Below are 23,712 nucleotides of genomic sequence, written 5' to 3' on the forward strand. Positions count from 1 at the left end.
GAGAAAAATACCATGACACAAGAAACCCTAAAGGTTCTGGTAGTAGATGACGACGCCCGCCTGCGCAGTTTATTAGAACGCTATTTGAACGAACAGGGATTCCAGGTTCGTGTAGCACAAAACGCTGAACAAATGGATCGCCTGTTAACCCGGGAAAATTTCCATCTGATGGTGCTGGATCTGATGTTACCGGGTGAGGACGGCCTATCTATCTGTAAACGCTTGCGGCAAAACAATAATACCATTCCGGTTATTATGTTAACGGCCAAAGGCGACGAGGTTGATCGTATTATCGGGCTCGAACTCGGTGCCGACGATTACCTTGCCAAACCCTTTAATCCCCGTGAACTACTGGCCCGTATCCGTGCCGTGTTGCGCCGTCGTGGTAATGAGGCTCCGGGAGCACCCAGTCAGGACGACGAAGAGGTCACCTTTGGCACTTATCGCCTCAACCTCGGAACACGTGAAATGTTTGATGGTGATACGCCAATGCCACTCACCAGTGGCGAGTTTGCGGTGCTAAAAGCATTGGTCACTCATCCGCGTGAGCCCTTGTCACGGGACAAACTCATGAATCTGGCCCGCGGTCGTGATTACAGTGCACTCGAGCGGTCGATTGATGTCCAGGTTTCGCGTCTGCGTCGTATGCTGGAAGCGGACCCTGCCAAGCCCCGTTATATTCAGACGGTGTGGGGTCTGGGTTATGTGTTTGTGCCAGACGGCCGATTAAAAAGTTAAATGACACTTTTTCCTAAATCAGCGTTTGCCCGAACCGTCGGATTGTTGGCGTTGGTGCTCTTACTGAATCAGGTCGTGTCCTATCTGATGGTGAGCAACTACGTCGTCAAACCCTCGGTTGAGCAGATCACGCAGCTGGTTGCCAAGCAAATAAAAACCATGTTCATTCGTGAGACGACACTTCCTGAACGACAGACGGAACAGTCGCTTGCGGTGGCGTTCTACGAGGCAACGGGTATTCGGGTATTTGACGATGAAAAAGCGCAGGAAGAGGGACTTCGCTTAACCACTTACTACGGTTATTTGTCGGAAATCATGTCAGCGGAACTGGGCGGCGAAGCGGAAGTTCGGATTGCTCAGGGAGAGGAGTTTTTTGTCTGGGTAAAACCTCCGCAGGCACCTGACTACTGGATTCGGGTGCCGCTTAACAGCCTCACGTCGGGGCAGTTTTCTCCGTTGGTCATTTATTTGCTGGTGATCGGTATCCTCAGTGTGGTCGGCGGCATCCTCTTCGCGAACTGGTTGAACCGGCCGTTAAAAGCGCTGGAAGAGTCGGCCAAGCAGGTTGGTCGCGGTGAATTTCCGTCGCAGTTGCCGGAGCGGGGCGCCAGTGAAATCGTGGCGGTAACACGGGCGTTTAATCGTATGTCGCGCGGCATTCAGGAATTGGAAAATGACCGCAACTTATTAATGGCCGGGGTTTCCCATGATTTGCGTACACCACTGACGCGGATTCGCCTGGCGGCGGAAATGATGCCTGAGTCCGAGGATTACCTGGCGCAGGGGATCGCTGAAGATATCGATGACATGAATGACATTATTGACCAATTCATCGATTATGTTCGGTTGGATCAGCAGGAAAACTCCAGCAAAGAGTCATTGAACGAGTTGCTGGAACAAACCGTGGCTAACGTTCCGGATTCCTGGCAGAAACAATTTCACGTTAATTTAGGCCGTTGTCCGCGTATCCAGTTGCGGCCGTTGTCGATCAAGCGCGTGGTTATCAATCTGCTCGAGAACGCTGAGCGGTATGGTAATGCCAATGTTTGGATCGAATCGGGCTACAACAAGAAACGCCGTCAGGTTTGGTTTTCTGTTACCGATGATGGTCCCGGCATCCCGCCGGAACAGCAACAGCAGTTATTCCAACCGTTCACTCAGGGTGATAAAGCGCGCGGCGGCGTCGGCTCGGGGTTGGGGCTGGCGATCATCAAACGCATTGTTGACCGCCATGACGGCACTATCGACATGGAGAATGTGCCGGGTAAAGGTCTTAAAGTTACCGTTCAGTTACCTCAACGTAGTTAAAGTCGATTGATGCCGTTTAGCGCGGCAACACGATAGGCCTCGGCCATGGTCGGGTAGTTGAAGGTGGTATTAACAAAGTAGTCGATGCTGTTACCCCCGTTTTTCTGTTCCATGATCGCCTGTCCGATGTGAATAATTTCCGAGGCCCGTTCACCGAAGCAATGCAGACCCAGCAGTTCTCGGGTATCGCGGTGGAACAGTAGCTTTAAACAACCCACATTGTTACCCGAAATTTGTGCACGAGCCAGATGCTTGAATTGCGCCCGGCCAACTTCATAAGGCACTTTGGCCGCGGTCAGTTCCTCTTCCGTCTTACCGACGGAACTGATTTCCGGAATGGTGTAGATGCCGGTTGGAATATCACTGATAAGCTCTTCATCGCAACGGCCATTAAGAATAGCGGTGGCGCAGATGCGTCCTTGATCATAGGCGGCGCTGGCGAGACTTGGATAACCAATGATGTCGCCCACGGCATAAATATTGTCGACGCCCGTGCGATAATTTTGATCCACTTCGAGTTGTCCACGATGATTCGGTTTAAGACCGACGGCATCGCAATTCAGCGCTTCAATATTACCGGATCGGCCGTTGGCGAATAATAAGCAATCGGCTTTCATGATTTTGCCCGACTTGGTTTTCAGCGTAACGCCGTCGTCATGGCCGGTAATGCTTTCATATTCTTCGTTGTGACGGATCACCACACCATTGTTACGCAGGTGGTAACTGAGCGCATCGGAAATCTCAGCATCCAGAAACGACAGCAGCCGATCGCGTTGGTTAATCAGATCGACTTTAACACCCATACCACGAAAGATACTGGCGTATTCGCTACCAATAACACCGGCTCCGTAGATGAGAATGTTTTTGGGATCCTTATCCAGCGAGAGCACGGTATCTGAGTCGTAGATGCGTGGGTGCTTAAAATCAATGTCGCCGGGGTGGTATGGACGAGAGCCTGTGGCAATCACCACTTGCTCAACATTAAGGTAGTCAAAGGAGCCGTCATTTTTGGTGACTTTGATGCGGTTGGCGTCAACGAACGAGGCTGAGCCGTGAATCACGGTAACGTCGTTGCGCTGATAAAACGAACTGCGCAGTTTAACCTGTTTACGAATAACGCCTGAGGCATAATGCAAAATCTGCGAAAAGGTCATGCCACTTTGCCAGCCAGTACCGGTAAACAGCGGGTTATTGTTGTACTCAATCAGGCGACTGACCGCATGACGGAGCGCCTTCGACGGGATGGTTCCCCAGTGCGTGCAGCCACCGCCAATGGACTGGTGGCGTTCAACAACAGCAACTTTCTTACCGTTTTTTGCCAGTTGCATCGCAGCACCTTCGCCGCCCGGACCGGTACCGATAACAACAACATCAAAATTGGTTTCAGTGGCAACTTTTTTACCCACAGAACTTCTCCAGCCGATTTTACGAAAATTGCTGATAGATTAGCATTGCCTCAGGGTAACGTCATCAGCACATAGATCTAAGTCTTAATTGCTACTGTTTTCTGTCTGCAGAGGCGTTATAGTAGAAGCTGATATTCATCATGGTAGTAACGCATTATGGCATCTCGACAAGTTCCTAAGGTATTGGCACGGAAAGTCGTCGCGCAAAGCCGACTGTTAAAAATCGAAGCGGTGGACTTGCGTTTTAGTAACGGCGAACAACGACAGTTTGAACGTATGCAAGGTAGTGGCCGAGGTGCGGTGATGGTGGTGCCGTTTATCGATGATGAAACCATGATCTTAGTGCGGGAGTATGCTGCCGGGCTGCACGAGTATCAATTGGGCTTCCCTAAAGGCTTGATTGATCCGGGCGAGACCCCCGAGCAGGCGGCACAACGAGAACTCAAAGAGGAAATTGGCTACGGCTGTCGGTCCTTACAGCGCTTGACCGAGGTCACCATGGCGCCGCAATTTTTTCAGGCTAAGATGACCTTATTTGTGGCTGAAGACTTGTACTCCGAAGCGTTGCCGGGAGATGAACCCGAGCCGCTGGAAAAAGTGCCGTGGAACATTAACGAGGTCGAGAAGCTGCTGGCGCAACCGGATTTTAGCGAAGCGCGCAGCTTGACCGCACTGTTGCTGATGTTGCGAAATAAAGGACGGTAAACACATGCTGGATACCCTTGCTGGTATTGCCCGGGAAGCGGGCGAACGTATTATGCAGTTGTACGAACGGCGCGACTATTCCACCTATCAAAAGCCGGATGAATCGCCGGTTACCAGTGCCGATATGGCAGCAAGTGAACTCATCATTGACCGTCTGCAGCAGGTGTATCCTGATATTCCGGTATTGTCGGAAGAAAGCGAACATGAAAGTTATCAACAGCGACGTGGTTGGCAGCGTTATTTTTTGATCGACCCGATTGACGGCACTCAAGAATTTATTTCCCGATCGGGTGATTTTGCCGTGAACATCGCGCTGGTGGAAGATAATCAGCCCACGCTTGGGGTGATTTTTTGGCCGGCGGGTAACAGTCTGTATGCTGCCAAACGCGGTGAAGGCGCTTATAAAACCACGACGGCAGGCAGTCAGCAAATTCGGGTGCGGGCGCTCGATGATCCTCAGTCCGATCCCATCATCATCGCAATCAGTCGTCGCCAGCCACGCGCTCCGGTGCTCAGCCGCATTCAAACGGATCGCGAGTTGCAGCCATTACCCGCTGGCAGTTGTTCGTTAAAAGCCTGTTTTATCGCCGAAGGAAAAGCCGACTGTTTCCTGCGGCTTGGTCCGACCGGCGAGTGGGACACCGCCGCCGCACAAGTGATTGTTAGTGAGGCCGGCGGCACCATCGTCAACGAAAACTTTGAGCCTATCACGTACAATCAGACCGTTAGTCTGTTGAACCCCAACTTTCTGGTATTGGGCGACCCAAGGGTCGATTGGCAGAGCGTATTTATTGCTCGTCAGCCCCGTTTTCGTTAGCGCTCACTTGTTGTGGATCGACAATATCCACGCTTTCGTGCAGTTCGGAGTAAACAATAACGGCTTCGCCGGATTTAAGCTTATGGCGTAATTGTTCAACCTTGGCAGCGAAACTCAGTTCCTGCTCGCCGTAATCGGTGCCTTCGCGCAGTACCACCGACTCCAATAGGTTATTTAATGTCTTTGGGTCTAATTCCTGCCATGGAATTCGCATTAGCGTGCCTCCATTAGTTGATGCTGTAAGAAACCAATCAAGCGCTGTGGAAGCCAGCTTTGCCAGCGTCCGTATTTGCGTTCAACAAAGCCCATGTGACCACCATGATGGCTAACTTCGTAGGTCACGGCGGCAGACAACTCTTTTGCCGTCGGCACAACCGCAGCGCCCATAAAAGGGTCGTCATGGGCATGGATAATCAGAGTCGGAGTAGTGATATGGGCTAAGAACTGCCGTCCGCTGGCGCGGTGATAATAATCATCAACGTTTTTAAACCCATGCAGCGGCGCTGTGATGTCATTATCAAACTCAAAAAAGCTCTGCATCGGCGTGGTATCGACATTCGCCAGTGGGTGGTCGTCTGCAATAATGCCTTGTTCACGCTTTAGGCGAAATTTTTGTTTGAGCGGTGTCAGCAGGTAGCGCCGATAAATCCGCGATAATCCGCGATCAATGCGTTCTGAGCAACTGTGTAAATCCAATGGTGCACAGGCAATTGCGGCCGCTTGCAGATGTTGGCTAACGGAGTTGGCCAGTAACTGTGCCAGCATGTTGCCGCCAAGACTGAAGCCGGCGGTCAATAGACGCGCGTTGCCAAAACGTTGTTGTAACCAATCAATGACCGCGCTGGCGTCGCCGATATCGCCAGAGTGATAGGCGCGGGGGAGACGGTTCAGGCCCGACTTGCCGCAGCCACGAAAATGCATTACCAAGGTTTGCCAGCCCAGTGCGTCAGCGAGTTCCATGGTTTGCCAAATATAAGGCGAGTCAACGGAGCCCTCCAGACCATGAAACAACAACAAGATTGGTTTTGAGCTGCGGCGATCGGGTGGCCGTCGCCAGCACAGGTCGACGAAGTCACCGTCAGCGAGCTCAAACGGCTGCCAATGTCCTGACCATTGGCGCGGCTTAAACAGAATTCGCGGCGTCAGTGTTTGCAGGTGACGGTTGCTCAGCCCGAATGGGGCAACAAAGCTCGCGCTGTTCATATTGTATCGTGACTGTCGGCAAAGTGTTGCTGGTGTTCGGCCAACTCTTCCTCGGCGGCCATCCAGTCCGCCTCGGCTTGTTCCAGCTGTTGTTTGGTCGCTGTCTGCTGCTGCAGTAAATCCTGCAGTTGGGCTTTGTTCGCGTCATCATACAAACTGGCATCACTGAGTTGTTCATGCAACTGCTCAAGCTGTTGTTCCAACTGGCTGATTTCGGCCTCGCGCTGTTCAATCCGCTTTTTCAGCGGTGCAACCTGTTGTCGGAATTGCGCTTCCCGGCGTTTCTGCTCTTTACGGTCCGGCGCCTGCCGCTGACCGGCCGCCGGAGCCGACTTACTCTTACTGGCACTGGCCTGTTCCTGCAGCCAGCGATGGTAATCGTCGAGGTCGCCATCAAACGGCTGTACCTGACCGCCGGCAACCAGACAGAATTCATCAACGGTGGTGCGTAACAAATGGCGATCGTGAGCCACAACGATCAGTGCGCCCTGATAGTCCTGTAATGCATCAACCAGCGTATCGCGCAAACTCAAATCAAGGTGGTTGGTTGGCTCATCAAGCAACAGCAGGTTGGGTTTTTGATAAATAATAATGGCCAGTGCCAGGCGCGCTTTTTCGCCGCCTGACATAGGTTCAACCGCGCGTGTCGCATCGTCCCCGGAAAAACCAAACTTTCCGAGGAAGTCGCGTAACTGCTGCTCTGTGGCATGGCGATCTAAACGCTGCAGGTGTAACAGTGCAGAGGCCTGCATGTCTAACGTTTCTAATTGATGCTGGGCAAAGTAACCGATTCTCAGCCCCTGACTGACAACGCGCTCACCACCTAAAGGCGGAAGCTCGCCGGCCAGCAGCTTAATTAAGGTTGATTTACCGGCGCCATTGCGGCCGAGCAGGCCAAGCCGTGTGCCGGGGACTAAATTGAGCTTGATAGAGTGAAGTACAACCGTTTCATCGTAACCTGCCTGGGCGTCGCGTAGGGTCATTAAGGGGTTAGGCAGTTGCGGTGGCTCTAAAAAGCGGAACTGGATGTCTGACTGCGCTCGCAGCGGTGCCTGCGTCGGCAGTTTTTCGATAGCTTTTAAGCGGCTCTGGGCCTGCTTGGCTTTGCTGGCTTTATAGCGGAAACGGTCGACATAACTTTGCAGATGTTGACGCATCACCTGAGCTTTTTCGTATTGGCTCTGTTGTTGCGCCAGTTGTTCCGCGCGCTGAGCTTCAAACTGACTGTAATTCCCGCGATAAGCGTTAACCCGCTGATGCTCGATATGCAGTATGTCAGTACACACCTGATCAAGGAAGTCGCGGTCGTGAGAAATCAAAATCAGTGTGCCGGAAAACTGTTTCAGATAGTCTTCAAGCCAGAAAATGGCGTCGACGTCCAGGTGGTTGGTTGGCTCATCCAGCAACAACAGGTCAGCCCGCGCCATCAATGCTTGCGCCAGATTAAGACGCATTCGCCAGCCGCCGGAGAACGCCTTGACCGGATTCTGCAACTGCTCCTGTCCAAAACCAAGTCCGGCCAACATCGCGCTGGCGCGAGCCTCGATATCAAAGGACCCAATGGCCGCCAACTGATCGTGCAACTCAGCCATGCGGTGGCCGTCTTCGGCGGTCTCGGCCTGTGCCAACTCGGCCTGTAATTGACGAAACGGGCGATCACCATCGATCACGTAGCTTAATGCGCTTTGCTCAAGCGCCGGTGTGTCCTGGGCAACGCTGGCAAAACGCCATTTTGCCGGTACATGCAGTTGCCCTTCATCGGCTTGTAGTTCGCCTCTTAACAGGGCAAATAACGATGATTTGCCACAGCCGTTTTTGCCGACCAGGCCAACGCGATGCTGTGGAAATATTTGAAAGCTGCTGTCTTCAAACAGAGTACTACCGCCTCTCAACAAGGCGAGGTTTTCGGCTGTGATCATGGTCTGTTTATCGTTTGCCTACGTTAAGGTAGAATAGGCACAGTCTACCATTTTCGCGGATAGCTGACACAGGAGTCATTGTGGCACGACAGAAAAAACGCTTTATCGCAGGGGCAACCTGCCCCAAATGCAAGGCGATGGATACGCTCATGCTATTCCTCGAGAACGACGTCGAACAGGTTGAGTGTGTCGAATGTAAGCATCGCTTCAGCGAACCGAAGGAGCAAGGCGGCGGCAGTCAACGTCAATTTGATCAGGTCATCGGGGTATTTAAACCAGAATAAGCTGCGCCATCAGGCGTCGCGGGGTAACCCTTTTTCGACCGCTCTTACCAGCCGTTTTAACTGTTGTGTGGTTTTTGCCACACCACTACGTTGGCGCTCCAGTGCCCAGTCGATGTGCTCCTGAACCATGTCGCTGACTTCACCACTACGTTGTTCCAATGCTTCAATAATGGTGACATCGGCGTTGGCGTTTCCAAGTGCCACAGCAAGGTTGCGCAACCAGCAGTCAAAACCAATCCGGCGAATCGGTGAGCCTTCCAGCCGCTCCAGAAAGGTTTGTTCGTCCCATTGCCACAGGGTAAGTAATTCAGGGCTATGTAAATACTGGCGGGGGTTGAAGTCGGCCTCGTCGGTAAGCTGGGCATAGCGGTTCCACGGACAAATCAGCTGGCAGTCGTCGCAACCATAAATGCGGTTACCGATCAGTGGTCGCAGGTGTTCCGGAATCGCGCCGCGTAACTCGATGGTTAAATAGGAAATACAACGGCGCGCATCCAGCTCATAAGGCCCGACGATGGCCTGGGTCGGGCAAATGGTTATACAGGCGGTGCAACTGCCGCAGCCTTCCTCCACCGGTTGGTCGACCGGTAGCGGTAAGTTAATCAGTAACTCACCAAGAAAAAACCATGAGCCACTGTCTCGATCGAGGATCAGTGTGTGCTTACCGGTCCAGCCAAGCCCGGCTTTTTCGGCCAAAGGACGCTCCATGATCGGTGCCGAATCGACAAATGGACGAAAATCGGTGCCATCGAATGCGGCCTTAATTTTATCACCCAGCTGTTTCAGCCGTTTGCGCATCAGCTTATGGTAGTCGCGGCCTAGTGCATAGCGAGAGATAAAGGCTTTGTTGGAGTCGTTAAGCGTTTTCGCAAAGCCCGCTTCTACGGGCAGGTAATTCATCCGTACCGAAATGGCCCGCACGGAACCCGGGTGCAACTCAGCTGGGCGTGCTCTGAGCATACCGTGCCGTTCCATAAACTCCATTTCGCCATGATAGCCTTTATCCAGCCAGTCTTGTAAGCTAGCTTCATGACGACTCAGGTCTAAGTCCGCAATACCGACTTTTTGAAAACCGAGTTCAGCGCCCCAACGTTTTATGTCGGTCGCCAGTTGGGCCAGTTGTTGTTCGGTGAGCGGCTGCTTGGGCATGACTTACTCGCTTTTGGGGGCAATAATGTCAGAAACGGCAACAGTAAGTTTATCACAAAGTCTTTACCGTGCAGAACAGGTACGTGAAGGGGAACAGCAGGCGGCTGAGCGCAGCGGTTTGAGCATGCGTGCATTGATGGCCGCAGCCGGGAAAGCCGTGTTCCAGCAGTTACAGCAACAGTGCCACCAAGGAGCCCGAGTTGCGGTATTTTGCGGGGAAGGCAATAATGGCGGCGACGGCTATGTGGTAGCGCGCCTGGCACAGCAGCAGGGCTACCGGGTAAGCGTGTTCGCGCTTAAGCCGGATGCAGAGCTGCAACAGGTTACCAGCAATGATGCACAACACGCGCGTCAGGCCTGGCGCGACCTAGGTCAGCAAGAACACCGGTTTGACGAATTTGAGGCAACGCAGTTTGATATTGTGGTTGACGCGGTGTTTGGCATTGGCTTGAGTCGGCCGCTGGAAGGTCGGTTATTACGCTGGACGCGTGATGTTAATCAATCCGGGCTGCCGGTACTGGCGGTGGATATTCCGTCTGGTATTGATGCTGATACCGGTGCCGTATTGGGGGCAGCCATTAAGGCAACGCTGACCGTTACCATGGTCGCAATCAAGCGCGGACTCTACACGGGTGAAGCACCGGCTTTTGTGGGGCAACTGCAGCTCGCTGATTTGGGTGTCGGCGAGGCGTTCTTCAACGCGAATAAAGCCGATTGGAAGCTGGCAGGTTGTGACAACTATTATGACTGGCTCGGTAAACGACGGGTGAATGCCCATAAAGGTGACTTTGGTCATGTGCTGGTCGTTGGCGGGGGCGAAGGTATGCCCGGTGCTGTGATATTGGCAATGAAAACCGCGTTGCGCACCGGCGCAGGCAAAGTATCGGTTGCCTGTCACCCGGATAATGTCGGAGTGATTGCCGCGGCGCAGCCCGAGGCGATGGTTCATGGTATCCATGCAAGTGATGCATTGAAGCCGCTGCTGGCTCAGGCAACGGTGGTGGTGATTGGACCGGGCCTTGGTCAGAGCGAATGGGCCAAAGCCTGTTTTAACGAAGTCATTAATGGCAATAATAATGTCAAAGTGGTTGACGCGGACGGGCTGAATTTGCTGGCGCAATCGCCACAACGCTCGGATCGTTTTGTGTTAACCCCCCATCCCGGTGAAGCAGGACGTTTATTGCAAAGCTCGGCAAAGGACGTGGAACAAGATCGGTTTAGCGCGGTCGAATCACTTCGCCAACGGTTTGGGGGCCAGGTGCTGCTGAAAGGGGCGGGTAGCCTGATCAGCTCTGAACGTGGTAATTTCGTCATCGGCCGTGGTAGTCCAGCGCTGGCAAGCGGCGGCATGGGAGATTGTCTGGCCGGTTTGATTGGCTCACTGCTGGCGCAGAAATTGGCACCGGCGCAGGCACTCGTTGCAGGTGCCTATTGGCATGCAGTGGCGGGTGAAGAGGCCGGAAAGGATGGTGAACGCGGCACGCTGGCGACCGATTTGTTGTTACCGTTACGGCGCCTGGTGAACGGCCTGCCGCTCGAATAATTATTGATAGGATACGCAGTGACACGGCTTCAACGAGATTTAGCAAACGAACAGGACACACTGGCTTTCGCCGCGCGTTTTGCCGAAGCGATAAAACAGCCTGTGGTGATTTATTTACACGGCGATTTGGGTGCTGGCAAAACAACGTTTTGCCGCGGCATCATTAACCGCTTGGGGCATCAAGGGGCGGTAAAAAGTCCGACCTACACCTTAGTTGAGCCCTACCAGCTCAATAACTGGCGAGTGCACCACTTTGATTTGTACCGGTTGGCGGATCCGGAGGAACTCGAATACATGGGGATTCGGGATTACTTCGCCAATGACACGCTGAATCTGATCGAATGGCCTGAGCGTGGTGAAGGATGGCTTCCGCAAGCCGATATTGAAATCACGCTAAGCTATTATGAGCAGGGTCGTCGCATTATTTTGGACGCTAAAAATAAAGACGCAGAAGCGTTATTACAACAATTATGAATTACCGTCGTATTTTCGGGAATGTGTGGCAATCTGCGCTGGTGCTGATACTTACTTTGGCACCGGCGTTAGCCGCTGCCCAGAACAGCATTGAAAGTATCAGGGTATGGCCGTCGCCTGATAAAACTCGGATTGTCTTTGACTTAAAGAAGGCGCCGGACTACAGCTACTTTACACTGTACGGTAGCGACCCTTTACGATTGGTTATCGATTTTAGTAACACCAGCCTTAAGACGTCGCTGGACGAGCTGGGGGAAGATTCTTTGCTGGTCGATCTCATTCGTACCAGTACCCCAAAAAATAACAATGACACGCGCATAGTGATTGAGTTAGCGGCCAAGAGCGAACCGCAAATTTTCCCGTTGCCGGCGAACGAATCCTATCCGGACCGCTTAGTCGTTGATTTGCCGGGCAAGTCAGCGGAGCGCAGTGGCCCGGCCAAGTCCATCGCTGAATTAAAGGATCGTAAAGTAACCATCGCTATCGATGCCGGACACGGCGGTGATGACCCTGGTTCAATTGGTCCAAGCGGTACCTACGAAAAAACTGTGGTACTAAAAATCGCACGCGCACTGGCCAGCATGATTAATGACGATCCTGGTATGCAGGCCTATTTAATTCGTTCCGGCGACTACTATGTTGATTTGAACCTGCGCCCTCAAAAGGCGTGGCAGGCAAAAGCCGATTTTTTCGTGTCAATTCATGCGGATGCGTTCCGTACGCCACAGCCGCGCGGTGCCTCGGTGTGGGTGCTGTCGAAGCGGCGGGCGGATTCTGAAGTGGGTCGCTGGTTGGAAGGCACCGAGCGCAAATCGGAACTGCTCGGTGGTGCGGAAACCATTATTCGTGATACCGGGCATGAACCGTTTTTGGCGCAAACGCTGTTGGATATGTCGATGGACAGTTCGATTGCCGGCGCGTATTCGGCCTCTCGTTACATTATTGACGAGATGAGTCGCATCACAAAAATGCACAAAAGCAAGCCTCAGGCAGCCAGCTTTGCGGTGTTGAAATCGCCGGATAAACCGTCGTTACTGGTGGAAACCGGATTTATCTCTAACCCTCATGAGGAACGTCTGCTGAACAGTAACGGCCATCAGCAGAAACTGGCGCGTGCAATTTATAACGGCATTCGACAATATTTTGTCAATAACCCATTAGATAACACCTACCTGGCCAATCACGGCACCATCGAATATACGGTGAAGTCGGGGGACGCCTTGTCACTGATTGCTGAGCGTTACGGCACCACTGTGGCGGCGATCAAACGCGAGAACAACCTGAAAAGTTCGGTGCTGCAAGTCGGCCAAAAACTGACCATCCCGAGCCGCTGATGCCGATTCGCCAACTTCCTATCGAGCTTGCTAACCAGATCGCCGCCGGTGAAGTGGTCGAGCGCCCGGCATCGGTGGTCAAAGAGCTGGTCGAGAATTCGTTAGATGCCGGCGCCGACCAGCTGGTGATTGATGTCGAAAATGGCGGCATCAAACGCATACGGATTCGGGATAATGGCTGTGGCATCAGTAAAGACGAGCTGGCGTTGGCGCTGAGCCGCCATGCAACCAGTAAGATTGCCTCTTTAGATGATTTAGAGGCGATTCAAAGCCTCGGCTTTCGAGGGGAAGCCTTAGCCAGTATTAGCTCGGTTTCGCGGCTCAGGTTAACCTCTAAACCGGCACAGCAAAGCGAAGCCTGGCAAGCCTGGACCGCCGGTCGCGATATGGCGGTACAAATCGAGCCAGCGGCCCACCCTGACGGTACCAGCATCGATATTCAGGATATTTTCTTCAATACGCCGGCGCGGCGTAAGTTCCTGCGCACGGAAAAAACCGAATTTGCGCACATCGACGAAACGCTCAAGCGCATCGCTCTGAGCCGCTTTGATGTCGACATCACACTGAACCACCAGGGTAAGCGGGTACGCCATTACCCGCGCGTCAAAGCGACCGACGAAAACAGCCAACGGCGACGGGTGGCGAAGGTTTGTGGTGCAGGCTTTGCGGATAGTGCACTGGCAATATCAGCCAACGCCGAACCCTATCAACTGAGTGGCTGGATTGCACCGGCGGAGGCCTGCCGGCATCAGGCTGATATTCAGTATTGTTTTGTTAACGGCCGCATGATGAAAGACAAATTACTGAGTCATGCTATTCGTCAGGCTTACGAACGCTATTTATTGCCGGAACGTGTTCCGACGTACGTGCTCTATTTTTGCTTGCCGCCACAGCAAGTGGACGTTAATGTTCATCCGGCCAAGCACGAAGTCAGGTTCCATCAACAGCGGCAGGTACATGACTTTATCATGCAGGCGGTTGCCAACGCACTCAGTCAACAACCTCAGCAATCAGCGGATCAGACACCACCACAGGCACAAGCCGCAAGGCCGCAGCCATCGGGGGATGCTAAGCCAGCACATGGCTACCAGACCAAGACGTCCGCATTAAATGAGCGTTTGTCGGGGTATCGTGCAGGACCGAGTGTTTTGCCAAATGCCGCCGCCGTTGTCCGTCCGCGGGACGAATCGGAGCCGGCTGCTGTTGTTGAGAAAACGCCAAGTTGGCGCGCGTTAACGGTGGTTAGGCAACGTTGGTTACTAATGAAGGATGACGAGCAGGTGGCCTGGCTGGATTTACAAACGACGCAACGAAAGGTGTTGACCAGGCAGTTACAGCAGCAATTGCAGCAGGGCTTGAGTGGTCAACCGTTATTGGTCGAGGTGAGCGTTGATCTGAAACAGTTTGGCATTAGTCCTCAACAGGTGCTGGAGCAGGCCGATACCCTCAATCGCTGTGGCCTGAATTATCGATTAAAGGGGTCTCGTTTAGTGGTCGATACCGTGCCCTCGATGTTACGGCAGGGCAATGTTGCGCATCATTGTGTTGGTCTCATCCGCACCGTTCTGGAAACCCAGCAACTGGAGCAACTGGCTGCTTGGCTTGCCATGCGCGGACTCAACGAGAGCTATTCGTTAACTCAGGCTGAGTACTGGCTCAATCAATGGCAACAGCAGTTGGGCGCTGATCGCGGATTGGTGTATGATCTGGAGCCGCCCGCGGCAGCAACTGAGTAAGCAATGAAACCAAACCCTTTTGTGATCTGTTTATACGGCCCGACCGCCGCCGGTAAAACCGCGCTGGCGTTGACGTTGAGTGAGCAACTACCGTGCGAGATCGTCTCGGTTGATTCGGCGCTGATATACCGTGGTATGGATATAGGTACGGCCAAGCCTACGGCGCAAGAACTGAATCAGGTCCCTCATCATTTGATCGACATTTGTGACCCCGCAGAAAGCTATTCCGCCGCGGAGTTTCAGCGTGATGCAACGCAGTGTATTGAGGACATTCTCAGCCGCGGCAAGGTGCCATTATTGGTCGGTGGTACCATGCTGTATTTTAAAGCGCTGTTGGAAGGAATGTCGAAATTGCCTGAGTCGGATGCGGCGGTACGACAGCAACTGACCGACGAGTTGGCGCAGTATGGACTGGCGCACCTGCATCAGCAGTTAAGCCACATCGACCCGCCAAGTGGCGCTCGTATTCATCCTAATGACCCGCAACGAACGCTGCGTGCGCTGGAAGTTTACCGAGTGTCAGGAAAAACCTTAACGGAACTGACGCAAGCTCGGGAAGGCCGGTTGCCGTATCCGCTGTATCAATTTGCCATCGCCCCGCGCGAGCGTCAGCAGTTGCATCAGCGCATCGAGCAGCGTTTTGATGAAATGCTGGCGCAACCATTCGAAGCTGAAGTGCGTGCGCTGTATGAGCGTGGCGATCTGCATCCGGATCTACCGTCCGTTCGCTGCGTCGGTTATCGACAAATGTGGTCGTATCTTGCCGGTGACTATGATTATCAAACCATGCGTGAGCGCGGTATTATTGCCACCCGACAACTCGCTAAGCGTCAATTAACCTGGCTCCGGGGCTGGCCTGATGTGCAATGGTTGGAAACGGGCGCCACCGATCTGTCAACCCGGGTTGCCGCAGCATTACAGCAGCCGGCAAAAAGATTTCCTGACCAGCATTGAAGTTTTACGATCCGCCCATAGATAAGATTTATGTTGCAAAAATTAATGACTGGTCTAGGGTAGATGTGAGTCGTACTTGCTTGTAATACGACGCCTTTTTAAAAGACCTTGGATATAAATAACGAGAATAAGGAATCCAGCATGGCTAAGGGACAAACACTACAAGACCCCTTTTTAAACGCATTACGTAGAGAACGTATACCCGTTTCAATTTATTTGGTAAACGGCATCAAGTTGCAGGGGCAAATTGAATCCTTTGACCAGTTCGTCGTGTTACTGAAAAACACAGTCAGTCAGATGGTCTACAAGCATGCAATCTCAACGGTTGTGCCCGCGCGCATTCCACAAAATTATTTGCCTCAGCAGAACTCGCAGGATTTAGCTGACGCACCGGAATAATCACTTAAGCAGGAGGTCTCTCAAACTTGTTCGACAGATATGAAGGTGGCGATTACGCTATATTGGTCCATATGGACTTACCCGCCGAAGTCGACCGCGAAGACCTCTCGGAATTACAATTACTCGCCGACTCAGCAGGTGTAAAAACACTCGGCGTGGTGACTGCTGCGCGCAGTTCCCCGAGTCCAAAATACTTTGTTGGCAGTGGTAAGGCCGAGGAAATCGCAGAGCTGGTGAAGGAAACGCAAGCCAGCATTGTCATTTTTAATCACGCATTGTCTCCGACGCAGGAACGTAACCTCGAAAAAATTTGTCAGTGCCGTGTGCTTGATCGTACCGGCTTGATTCTCGATATATTTGCCCAGCGCGCACGAACTCACGAAGGTAAGTTACAGGTTGAGCTGGCGCAGTTGCGACACATCTCGACCCGGTTGGTACGCGGCTGGACGCACCTTGAGCGTCAAAAAGGCGGTATCGGCCTGCGCGGCCCCGGTGAGACCCAGTTGGAAACCGACCGTCGGTTGATTCGTGGGCGCATCAAAAACATTCTTAAGCGGCTGGAAAAGGTGCAGAAGCAACGCGAGCAGGGACGACGAGCCCGGCAGCGTGCAGAAATTCCGACCGTGAGCCTGGTAGGTTATACCAACGCCGGTAAATCAACGCTGTTTAACAAGCTCTGTAGCTCCGACGTTTATGCGGCAGATCAGCTGTTCGCCACCCTTGACCCGACCCTTCGAAAAATCGAGGTGGATGAGGTTGGCACTGTTATCCTGGCGGATACCGTTGGGTTTATTCGTCATCTGCCACACGATCTGGTGGCAGCATTTAAGGCGACCTTACAAGAAACACAAGATGCAACCTTGTTGCTGCATGTCGTCGATATTGCCGATGAACACCACGAAGATAACGTTGATCAGGTTACCGAAGTATTGACCGAGATTGACGCCGGTGATGTGCCGCAGTTAATGATTTGCAACAAAATCGATAAACTCGACGCCGTTACCCCGAAAATTGATCGCGATGATGAAGGCAAGCCGGTCAGAGTATGGGTTTCAGCCCAACAAGGGGAAGGGCTGGAGCTTATTCTGCAAGCGTTGCAGGAGCGGCTGGGTAAGCAAATGGTCGATTTGCGCTTAAAATTACCGCCGTCGATGGGTAAACTACGTGGTACATTGTACAGCCTAAACAGTGTCACGGCTGAGCACGTTGACGAGACGGGGCAACTGAATGTTGCGATAAAAATGTCGGTCGTTGACTGGCGCAAATTACAAAAGCAGTACGATTATCAGCTCGATCAGTTTGTAGATGGGCAAAGATAATTTAGACTGTTACTAAGATACAATTGGCGTATTTAAACTAAAGTGGAGTAGTCCATGGCTTGGAACCAACCGGGTAATGGCGGTGATAAAGACCGCGACCCATGGAAAAACCAAGGGGGAAATGATCAAGGCCCCCCTGATCTAGATGAAGCATTGCGCAAGCTGTTTGCGAAATTCGGCTTTGGCGGCAAAAAAGGCGGTGGCTCGGGCGGCAGCTCCGGGATTCCGGCAAAGGGCGTTGGCTTAATCGCTATTATCGCTCTGATTGTCTGGTTTATTGCTGGCTTTTACACCGTTAAGGAAGCGGATCGTGGCGTCGTATTGCGGTTTGGTAATTTCCACACGCTGGTTGAGTCAGGATTGCACTGGCGTCCGGTCTTTATCGACACCGTGGAACACGTGGACGTTAACAACATCCGCTCGGACAGCACCGAAGGCTTCATGTTAACGCAAGACGAAAACGTGGTCGTTGTGCAATTGGACGTTCAGTATCGCGTCGTCGACCCACGCAACTACTTATTTAACGTGGTTAACGCTGATGCTGTGCTGTCGAAAGCAACCGACAGTGCGCTGCGTTATGTTGTCGGTCATACCACCATGGATGAAGTGCTGACCCGCGGTCGTGAGGACGTTCGTGCGAGAACGCTGGAATTATTAGAGCGTACCGTCATGCCTTATGAAATGGGTTTGCAAATCGTCGACATTAACCTGTTGCCGGCACGTCCGCCGGAAGCGGTAAAAGATGCCTTTGATGATGCTATCTCCGCGCAGGAAGACGAAGAACGCTTTATCCGTGAAGCGGAAGCTTATGCACGTGAAGTCGAGCCTTTGGCGCGTGGTCAGGTTCGCCGTATGTTGCAAGAAGCACAAGCGTATAAGGAGCAGATTATCCTGGAAGCACAAGGTGAAGTGGCTCGCTTTAACGAGTTACTGCCGGAGTACAAACAAGCACCACAGGTAACGCGTGAACGCATTTATCTGGATACCTTACAAGATCTGTACAGCAAAACGCCTAAGGTGTTGGTGGATGTTGAAGGTAGCAACAACATGATGTATCTGCCACTCGACAAGATCCTGGAAAAGCAGGGACGTAACGTGACATCGTTCTCACCGTCGCGGGTACCGCTAGAGAGCTCGAGCAATAGTAATAACTCGATGAACTCAAATGAGGTAGGTACTGGCCGTTCGAGCAATCGTGGTGGAGGTCGAGACTAATGAAAAACCTAATTGCAATTATTGTTGTTGTGCTTGTTGCACTCGGCCTGTCATCGGTTTACGTCGTTAAAGAAGGCGAACGCGCGATACTTATCCAGTTTGGTAAAGTTGAGCGTGATGCCGAGACCGGCGAAGCCCGGGTATTTGAACCGGGTTTGCACTTTAAAATTCCGTTTATCGAAACGGTCAAACGCTTGGACGCTCGTCTACAGACACTGGATGGCGATCCGGATCGGTTTGTGACCAGTGAGAAGAAAGACTTGATCGTTGATACCTACGTCATGTGGCGTATTAACGACTTTTCGACCTTTTATCTGAGCACCAACGGCGGTAACAAGTTGCAGGCGGAAGCCTTGCTGACTCGTCGTATCAACAGTGGTCTGCGCAGCGAATTCGGTAGCCGTACCATCTCTGACATCGTTTCCGGTGAACGTGATGAGCTGATGCGTGAAGCCTTGATTAAAGGCGCTGAAAGCGCGAGTGACTTGGGTGTTGAAGTGGTTGACGTGCGGGTGATGCAAATTAACCTGCCAAACGAAGTCAGCCAGTCGATCTATCAGCGTATGCGTGCTGAGCGTCAGGCAGTGGCAACAGAGCACCGCTCTGAAGGTCGCGAGCAGGCGGAATTTATTCGCGCCGATGTGGATGCACGAGTCACCGTAATGTTGGCGGATGCCAAACGTCAGTCGCGTGAACTGCGAGGTGAAGGTGATGCACAGGCTGCTAAGATTTACGCAGACGCGTATTCTCAGGACCCTGAGTTCTTCTCCTTTATCCGCAGTATGGAAGCCTACACCAAGTCGTTTGAGTCCGGTACCGATGTACTGGTTCTGGACGGCAAGAGCGACTTCTTCAAGTACTTGCAGGACATGCAGGGACAGCTAGAAGACTAGTTCCTGGTCGAGAAAAAGCCCCGGTAGTGATTAAAAAATCACCCGGGGCTTTTTTATGCGCGTGTACAAAAGCGCCGCAACAGGTTAGAATTGCCGCGCTTTTTTTTTACGCGGGGCAAACATGAGTCAGAACGTCGTCATTCTCGGCACCCAATGGGGTGATGAAGGTAAGGGTAAAATCGTTGACTTGTTAACGGACAAGGCCACTTTGGTGGTGCGTTATCAAGGTGGACACAACGCCGGCCATACATTGGTCATCGACGGTGAAAAGACCGTCCTGCACCTGATTCCTTCAGGCATCTTACGTTCCAATGTGCAATGCATTATTGGTAATGGGGTGGTGTTGTCGCCGGAAGCACTGATGGAAGAAATGGCGATGCTGGAAGCGCGCGATGTACCGGTGAAAGAGCGTTTGCGCATCAGCGAAGCCTGCCCGTTAATTCTGCCGTTCCACATTGCGTTAGATCAGGCACGCGAAAAAGCGCGTGGCAAAGAAGCCATTGGTACCACCGGACGTGGTATTGGTCCTGCCTACGAAGATAAAGTAGCACGCCGCGGGCTGCGCGTTGGCGATTTGTTTAACGCGGAACGGTTTGCCGAAAAGCTCAAAGAGCTGGTCGACTTCCATAACTTCGCGTTGACCGAGTACTACAAGACCGATGCCATCAGCTTTGATGATGTGTTGCAGCAGTGCAAGCAGTTTGCTGAAGTCCTGAAACCGATGGTCGCAGACGTACCGGCGATTCTCGATCAAGCGCGCAAGCGCGGCGATAAGATCATGTTTGAAGGCGCACAGGGTACCTTGCTGGATATCGACCACGGTACTTATCCGTACGTAACGTCGTCCAACACCACCGCCGGCGGTGTTGCTACTGGCGCAGGTTTTGGTCCGCGTTACATCGACTACGTTCTGGGCATTGTCAAAGCCTATACCACCCGTGTCGGCAGTGGTCCGTTCCCAACCGAGCTGGACTGTGATGTCGGTGAACACCTTGGCGTAAAAGGGCATGAATTTGGTGCCACGACCGGGCGTAAACGCCGTACGGGTTGGTTAGACGTGGTGGCGATGCGCCGCGCCGTACAAATTAACTCAATCAGTGGTTTTTGCTTAACCAAACTTGACGTTCTCGACGGCTTGGATGAGTTGAAAATCTGTACGGGTTACAAGTTGGCAGACGGTTCCATCAGCGAATACCCACCGCTTGCCGCAGAAGATTATGATGTGGTTGAGCCGGTGTACGAAACGTTAAAAGGTTGGCAGCAAAGTACCGTTGGCCTGACTCAGCACAATGAACTGCCGCCGGAAGCGTTGGCCTACATTGCTCGCATCGAAGCCTTGACCGGCGTACCTGTGGATATTATTTCCACCGGTCCGGATCGCGCGGAAACGATCGTCCTGCGTCACCCGTTTAATTAACGCCTGCGGCGTCGGCCGTTTGCCCGTTCCGGGCGGCATTTTATCGCCTGCGGCGATGGCCGTTTGTAACCTGCCTTCGGCGGTTACGGCTATTTGCCGCCTGGGGCGGCGGCAAAACCCAAAGCGAGGGTGTTTATGTTTTCCCGCGCCGCAGGCGCAAAAGGCCGTACGCAAGCAAAGCGAGCGAACAAACAGCCATCGCCGAAGGCGATAAACAGCCATTGCGTAGCAATAAACAGCCGTGCCGGAGGCACAAACGGCCATCGCGGCAGCGATAAAATTGCTGGGATTTTGTGCGAAAAAGTCAAAAACTGAGCAACTGACCATAAAATATAAATTTTTTTGCGCAAAGCTATTGCACTATCAAAATTAGTACCATAGAATGCGCTCCACCTAACCGGGGTGCCGGCATAGCTCAGCTGGTAGAGCAACTGACTTGTAATCAGTAGGTCGGGAGTTCGACTCTCTCTGCCGGCACCAATTCAAATTGCATTTGGGAGGGGTTCCCGAGTGGCCAAAGGGATCAGACTGTAAATCTGACGGCTCAGCCTTCGCAGGTTCGAATCCTGCCCCCTCCACCACGCAATTTCCTTGGTTTTGAGGTGGCCCAAATAGTTCAGCGGGTGTCGTATAGTGGCTATTACCTCAGCCTTCCAAGCTGATGACGCGGGTTCGATTCCCGCCACCCGCTCCAAGCTACAATCCGTGCTGATATAGCTCAGTTGGTAGAGCGCACCCTTGGTAAGGGTGAGGTCGGCGGTTCAAATCCGCCTATCAGCACCATTTCTTATTTGGCCCATCTGACAAACCACCGGTCGTAAGGTAAACACCGAAAGAATTTTGTTAGAGAGGCTGCAATGTCTAAAGAAAAATTTGAACGTTCGAAGCCGCACGTAAACGTCGGCACCATTGGTCACGTTGACCACGGTAAAACTACCCTGACCGCTGCTATTACAACTGTTTTGGCAAAAGTATACGGTGGTGCGGCGAAAGACTTCGCAGCCATCGATAACGCGCCAGAAGAGAAAGAGCGTGGTATCACCATCTCAACATCACACGTTGAGTATGACACTCCAGCACGCCACTACGCTCACGTAGACTGCCCAGGACACGCTGACTATGTTAAAAACATGATCACCGGTGCGGCGCAGATGGACGGTGCAATCCTGGTAGTAGCAGCAACAGACGGCCCAATGCCACAGACTCGTGAGCACATCCTGCTGTCACGTCAGGTAGGCGTACCTTACATCGTAGTATTCATGAACAAATGTGACATGGTTGACGATGAAGAGCTGTTAGAGCTGGTAGAAATGGAAGTTCGTGAACTGTTATCAGAATACGAATTCCCGGGCGACGACCTGCCGGTAATCCAGGGTTCAGCCCTGAAAGCACTGGAAGGTGACGAAGAGTGGTCGAAGAAGATCATCGAACTAGCAGACGCCCTGGACAGCTATATCCCAGAGCCAGAGCGTGACATCGATAAGCCATTCATCATGCCAATCGAAGACGTATTCTCGATCTCAGGTCGTGGTACGGTAGTCACCGGTCGTGTCGAGCGCGGGATCATCCGCACTGGCGACGAGTGTGAAATCGTAGGTATGAAAGAAACCACCAAGACAACCGTAACGGGTGTTGAGATGTTCCGTAAGCTGCTTGACGAAGGTCGTGCAGGTGAGAACATCGGTGCGTTGCTGCGTGGTACGAAGCGTGACGAAGTAGAGCGTGGTCAGGTATTGGCGAAGCCAGGTACTATCACTCCGCACACTAAGTTCGAAGCAGAAGTCTACGTACTGAGCAAAGACGAAGGTGGCCGTCACACGCCATTCTTCAAAGGCTATCGTCCACAGTTCTACTTCCGTACAACGGACGTAACCGGTGCGGTAGAGTTGCCAGAAGGCGTAGAAATGGTAATGCCAGGCGACAACCTGAAATTCGTGGTAGAGCTGATTGCTCCAATCGCGATGGACGAAGGTCTGCGTTTCGCCATCCGTGAAGGTGGTCGTACTGTAGGTGCAGGTGTTGTATCTAAGATCATCGACTAAGCAGTATCTTGCGCCAGAGGCGCAAGCTACCGCTTGCTAAAAAAACCCGGCTTCGGCCGGGTTTTTTTTATGTCTGGCGTTCGCGTTGCTCACTTGCCAGGCACCGCTGACGCGGCTTGTCCGCGCGTGCGCTGCGCGCACTTGCTTTTTTTAACAGCAAGCGAGTGCGAAGCACGAGGCGCCAAGCAAGCGGCGGTTGGCCGCGCCAAGCAAACCGGCGCAGCCGGTGCCTAGCAACCGAGCGCAGCGAGGGCCAGGCGCGAACGAAGTGAGTGTTGCGCTTCGCGCAGTCTTAGGTATAATACCGCGTCCAATCCTGAGCCCTTACTTCGGCGCAGGACAGTATAGGGGCGTAGTTCCAATGGCAGAACAGCGGTCTCCAAAACCGACGGTTGGGGGTTCGAATCCCTCCGCCCCTGCCAGATTTTATGAAAGTTCGTTGAGCGAAACGGCTAGTCGCAATTAGGATTTTAGAATGAGCGCAAATAACGAGACGCAAAGCAGTTCCTTAAATAGCGTTAAATGGATCATTACCATCGCCTTGTTAGTCGTTGCTATTGGCGGCAACCATTATTACACGGAAGAAATCTCCGTGCTTTATCGTGCGATTGGTGTAGTGATTCTGGTTGGCTTAGCGGGCTTTACCGCAGCAATGACAACGAAAGGGCAGCAATTTCTGTCGTTTGCCAAAGAAAGCCGCACAGAAGTGCGTAAAGTGGTTTGGCCTTCGCGTCAGGAAGCCACTCAGACAACGTTGATTGTCGTTGTGGCGACGGTTATCGTTGCGCTTATCCTTTGGGGCTTAGACGGCATTCTGGTGCGCGTGGTTGGTTTCTTAACCGGATTGGAGATTTAAT

23 protein-coding genes and 5 tRNA genes are annotated in these 23,712 nt (G+C 52.6%); 22 read left to right on the top strand and 6 right to left on the bottom strand.

Translation table 11 applies throughout. From position 1 onward, the window contains the following. Positions 1–12: 12 nt before the first annotated feature. Both ompR and envZ read left to right on the top strand, forming a co-directional pair. Positions 13–738, top strand: a complete 726-nt coding sequence (gene ompR / locus C5610_RS01110; RefSeq protein WP_105305493.1) for a two-component system response regulator OmpR — start codon at positions 13–15, stop codon at positions 736–738. Beyond that, entirely contained in the window at positions 739–2,046 is a 1,308-nt protein-coding gene (envZ, locus tag C5610_RS01115) for a two-component system sensor histidine kinase EnvZ (protein ID WP_105305494.1), read from the top strand. Here the strand turns inward: envZ and sthA are convergent. After that, positions 2,043–3,452 carry a Si-specific NAD(P)(+) transhydrogenase gene (sthA, locus tag C5610_RS01120; protein ID WP_105305495.1) on the bottom strand — a complete coding sequence of 470 codons (1,410 nt, stop codon included), beginning with the start codon at positions 3,450–3,452 and terminating at the stop codon, positions 2,043–2,045. The two genes, envZ and sthA, sit on opposite strands and share 4 nt — an antisense overlap. A 156-nt stretch (positions 3,453–3,608) precedes the next feature. On the opposite strand from sthA, the gene nudE reads away from it, so the two are divergent. Both nudE and cysQ read left to right on the top strand, forming a co-directional pair. Further along, a complete protein-coding gene (gene nudE / locus C5610_RS01125) occupies positions 3,609–4,157 on the top strand; it encodes an ADP compounds hydrolase NudE (RefSeq protein WP_105305496.1) in 549 nt (182 codons plus the stop codon). 4 nt (positions 4,158–4,161) lie between these two features. Next, on the top strand, positions 4,162–4,974 hold the full coding sequence (cysQ, locus tag C5610_RS01130; RefSeq protein ID WP_105305497.1) for a 3'(2'),5'-bisphosphate nucleotidase CysQ: 813 nt from the start codon (positions 4,162–4,164) through the stop codon (positions 4,972–4,974). Here cysQ and C5610_RS01135 read toward each other — a convergent pair. From C5610_RS01135 to C5610_RS01145, 3 genes are read right to left on the bottom strand one after another with little or no spacing between them, the layout of a single operon-like run. Further along, positions 4,946–5,188 (bottom strand): YheU family protein, encoded by a 243-nt coding sequence (locus C5610_RS01135; RefSeq protein WP_105305498.1) that lies wholly within the window; start codon positions 5,186–5,188, stop codon positions 4,946–4,948. The two genes, cysQ and C5610_RS01135, sit on opposite strands and share 29 nt — an antisense overlap. Further along, entirely contained in the window at positions 5,188–6,177 is a 990-nt protein-coding gene (locus C5610_RS01140; RefSeq protein WP_105305499.1) for a hydrolase, read from the bottom strand. The genes C5610_RS01135 and C5610_RS01140 overlap by 1 nt, the downstream gene beginning before the upstream one ends. Further along, complete coding sequence (locus C5610_RS01145) at positions 6,174–8,096, bottom strand: ATP-binding cassette domain-containing protein (RefSeq protein ID WP_105305500.1); 1,923 nt, start codon at positions 8,094–8,096, stop codon at positions 6,174–6,176. The genes C5610_RS01140 and C5610_RS01145 overlap by 4 nt, the downstream gene beginning before the upstream one ends. Positions 8,097–8,176: 80 nt before the next feature. On the opposite strand from C5610_RS01145, the gene C5610_RS01150 reads away from it, so the two are divergent. Beyond that, positions 8,177–8,380: a YheV family putative zinc ribbon protein gene (locus tag C5610_RS01150; protein ID WP_105305501.1), complete on the top strand. Its 204-nt coding sequence runs from the start codon at positions 8,177–8,179 to the stop codon at positions 8,378–8,380. Positions 8,381–8,389: 9 nt separating this feature from the next. On the opposite strand, the gene queG is transcribed toward C5610_RS01150, so the two are convergent. Continuing rightward, positions 8,390–9,529: a tRNA epoxyqueuosine(34) reductase QueG gene (gene queG / locus C5610_RS01155; protein WP_105305502.1), complete on the bottom strand. Its 1,140-nt coding sequence runs from the start codon at positions 9,527–9,529 to the stop codon at positions 8,390–8,392. Between the two features lie 25 nt (positions 9,530–9,554). On the opposite strand from queG, the gene C5610_RS01160 reads away from it, so the two are divergent. The 10 genes from C5610_RS01160 to C5610_RS01205 all read left to right on the top strand — a co-directional run bounded on the left by C5610_RS01160 (position 9,555) and on the right by C5610_RS01205 (position 20,813). Next, positions 9,555–11,072 carry an NAD(P)H-hydrate dehydratase gene (locus C5610_RS01160; protein WP_105305503.1) on the top strand — a complete coding sequence of 506 codons (1,518 nt, stop codon included), beginning with the start codon at positions 9,555–9,557 and terminating at the stop codon, positions 11,070–11,072. A gap of 18 nt (positions 11,073–11,090) precedes the next feature. After that, entirely contained in the window at positions 11,091–11,546 is a 456-nt protein-coding gene (gene tsaE, locus C5610_RS01165) for a tRNA (adenosine(37)-N6)-threonylcarbamoyltransferase complex ATPase subunit type 1 TsaE (RefSeq protein ID WP_105305504.1), read from the top strand. Continuing rightward, entirely contained in the window at positions 11,543–12,880 is a 1,338-nt protein-coding gene (locus tag C5610_RS01170) for an N-acetylmuramoyl-L-alanine amidase (RefSeq protein WP_105305505.1), read from the top strand. Before tsaE ends, C5610_RS01170 begins: the two co-directional genes overlap by 4 nt. Beyond that, the gene (gene mutL, locus C5610_RS01175; RefSeq protein ID WP_105305506.1) at positions 12,880–14,616 is read left to right on the top strand and encodes a DNA mismatch repair endonuclease MutL; all 1,737 of its coding nucleotides are present in this window, start codon (positions 12,880–12,882) and stop codon (positions 14,614–14,616) included. The genes C5610_RS01170 and mutL overlap by 1 nt, the downstream gene beginning before the upstream one ends. 3 nt (positions 14,617–14,619) lie before the next feature. Then, positions 14,620–15,570, top strand: coding sequence for a tRNA (adenosine(37)-N6)-dimethylallyltransferase MiaA (miaA, locus tag C5610_RS01180; RefSeq protein WP_105305507.1), 951 nt, complete (start codon positions 14,620–14,622; stop codon positions 15,568–15,570). A gap of 141 nt (positions 15,571–15,711) precedes the next feature. Next, positions 15,712–15,969 carry an RNA chaperone Hfq gene (gene hfq, locus C5610_RS01185; protein WP_105305508.1) on the top strand — a complete coding sequence of 86 codons (258 nt, stop codon included), beginning with the start codon at positions 15,712–15,714 and terminating at the stop codon, positions 15,967–15,969. 26 nt (positions 15,970–15,995) lie between these two features. Beyond that, positions 15,996–17,288, top strand: coding sequence for a ribosome rescue GTPase HflX (gene hflX, locus C5610_RS01190; protein ID WP_105305509.1), 1,293 nt, complete (start codon positions 15,996–15,998; stop codon positions 17,286–17,288). Between the two features lie 54 nt (positions 17,289–17,342). Next, the gene (gene hflK, locus C5610_RS01195; protein ID WP_105305510.1) at positions 17,343–18,503 is read left to right on the top strand and encodes an FtsH protease activity modulator HflK; all 1,161 of its coding nucleotides are present in this window, start codon (positions 17,343–17,345) and stop codon (positions 18,501–18,503) included. Beyond that, positions 18,503–19,396 (top strand): protease modulator HflC, encoded by an 894-nt coding sequence (gene hflC, locus C5610_RS01200; RefSeq protein WP_105305511.1) that lies wholly within the window; start codon positions 18,503–18,505, stop codon positions 19,394–19,396. The genes hflK and hflC overlap by 1 nt, the downstream gene beginning before the upstream one ends. A gap of 121 nt (positions 19,397–19,517) precedes the next feature. After that, positions 19,518–20,813, top strand: a complete 1,296-nt coding sequence (locus tag C5610_RS01205; RefSeq protein WP_105305512.1) for an adenylosuccinate synthase — start codon at positions 19,518–19,520, stop codon at positions 20,811–20,813. Between the two features lie 89 nt (positions 20,814–20,902). On the opposite strand, the gene C5610_RS01210 is transcribed toward C5610_RS01205, so the two are convergent. Beyond that, positions 20,903–21,163, bottom strand: coding sequence for a hypothetical protein (locus tag C5610_RS01210; protein ID WP_105305513.1), 261 nt, complete (start codon positions 21,161–21,163; stop codon positions 20,903–20,905). 54 nt (positions 21,164–21,217) lie between these two features. On the opposite strand from C5610_RS01210, the gene C5610_RS01215 reads away from it, so the two are divergent. From C5610_RS01215 to secE, 7 genes are all read left to right on the top strand, one after another. Beyond that, a tRNA-Thr gene (locus C5610_RS01215) sits at positions 21,218–21,293 on the top strand. 16 nt (positions 21,294–21,309) lie between these two features. Then, positions 21,310–21,394 (top strand) — tRNA-Tyr (locus C5610_RS01220). A gap of 38 nt (positions 21,395–21,432) precedes the next feature. After that, positions 21,433–21,507 (top strand) — tRNA-Gly (locus tag C5610_RS01225). Between the two features lie 13 nt (positions 21,508–21,520). Beyond that, positions 21,521–21,596 (top strand) — tRNA-Thr (locus C5610_RS01230). A gap of 74 nt (positions 21,597–21,670) precedes the next feature. Beyond that, the gene (tuf, locus tag C5610_RS01235) at positions 21,671–22,855 is read left to right on the top strand and encodes an elongation factor Tu (protein WP_075610518.1); all 1,185 of its coding nucleotides are present in this window, start codon (positions 21,671–21,673) and stop codon (positions 22,853–22,855) included. Positions 22,856–23,201: 346 nt separating this feature from the next. After that, a tRNA-Trp gene (locus C5610_RS01245) sits at positions 23,202–23,277 on the top strand. Between the two features lie 53 nt (positions 23,278–23,330). After that, entirely contained in the window at positions 23,331–23,711 is a 381-nt protein-coding gene (gene secE, locus C5610_RS01250) for a preprotein translocase subunit SecE (RefSeq protein ID WP_105305515.1), read from the top strand. Position 23,712 lies beyond the last annotated feature (1 nt).

The sequence above is a fragment of the Idiomarina sp. OT37-5b genome (genome assembly GCF_002968395.1).
Classification (GTDB): domain Bacteria; phylum Pseudomonadota; class Gammaproteobacteria; order Enterobacterales; family Alteromonadaceae; genus Idiomarina; species Idiomarina aquatica.

Coding starts and splice junctions, on each gene's coding strand:
- C5610_RS01135 (WP_105305498.1), bottom strand. CDS start 5,188: ATGCGAATTCCATGGCAGGAATTAGACCCAAAGACATTAAATAACCTA.
- C5610_RS01170 (WP_105305505.1), top strand. CDS start 11,543: ATGAATTACCGTCGTATTTTCGGGAATGTGTGGCAATCTGCGCTGGTG.
- miaA (WP_105305507.1), top strand. CDS start 14,620: ATGAAACCAAACCCTTTTGTGATCTGTTTATACGGCCCGACCGCCGCC.
- C5610_RS01205 (WP_105305512.1), top strand. CDS start 19,518: ATGAGTCAGAACGTCGTCATTCTCGGCACCCAATGGGGTGATGAAGGT.
- C5610_RS01160 (WP_105305503.1), top strand. CDS start 9,555: ATGTCAGAAACGGCAACAGTAAGTTTATCACAAAGTCTTTACCGTGCA.
- C5610_RS01145 (WP_105305500.1), bottom strand. CDS start 8,096: ATGATCACAGCCGAAAACCTCGCCTTGTTGAGAGGCGGTAGTACTCTG.
- hfq (WP_105305508.1), top strand. CDS start 15,712: ATGGCTAAGGGACAAACACTACAAGACCCCTTTTTAAACGCATTACGT.
- mutL (WP_105305506.1), top strand. CDS start 12,880: ATGCCGATTCGCCAACTTCCTATCGAGCTTGCTAACCAGATCGCCGCC.
- nudE (WP_105305496.1), top strand. CDS start 3,609: ATGGCATCTCGACAAGTTCCTAAGGTATTGGCACGGAAAGTCGTCGCG.
- secE (WP_105305515.1), top strand. CDS start 23,331: ATGAGCGCAAATAACGAGACGCAAAGCAGTTCCTTAAATAGCGTTAAA.
- envZ (WP_105305494.1), top strand. CDS start 739: ATGACACTTTTTCCTAAATCAGCGTTTGCCCGAACCGTCGGATTGTTG.
- queG (WP_105305502.1), bottom strand. CDS start 9,529: ATGCCCAAGCAGCCGCTCACCGAACAACAACTGGCCCAACTGGCGACC.
- tuf (WP_075610518.1), top strand. CDS start 21,671: ATGTCTAAAGAAAAATTTGAACGTTCGAAGCCGCACGTAAACGTCGGC.
- cysQ (WP_105305497.1), top strand. CDS start 4,162: ATGCTGGATACCCTTGCTGGTATTGCCCGGGAAGCGGGCGAACGTATT.
- C5610_RS01140 (WP_105305499.1), bottom strand. CDS start 6,177: ATGAACAGCGCGAGCTTTGTTGCCCCATTCGGGCTGAGCAACCGTCAC.
- ompR (WP_105305493.1), top strand. CDS start 13: ATGACACAAGAAACCCTAAAGGTTCTGGTAGTAGATGACGACGCCCGC.
- hflK (WP_105305510.1), top strand. CDS start 17,343: ATGGCTTGGAACCAACCGGGTAATGGCGGTGATAAAGACCGCGACCCA.
- hflC (WP_105305511.1), top strand. CDS start 18,503: ATGAAAAACCTAATTGCAATTATTGTTGTTGTGCTTGTTGCACTCGGC.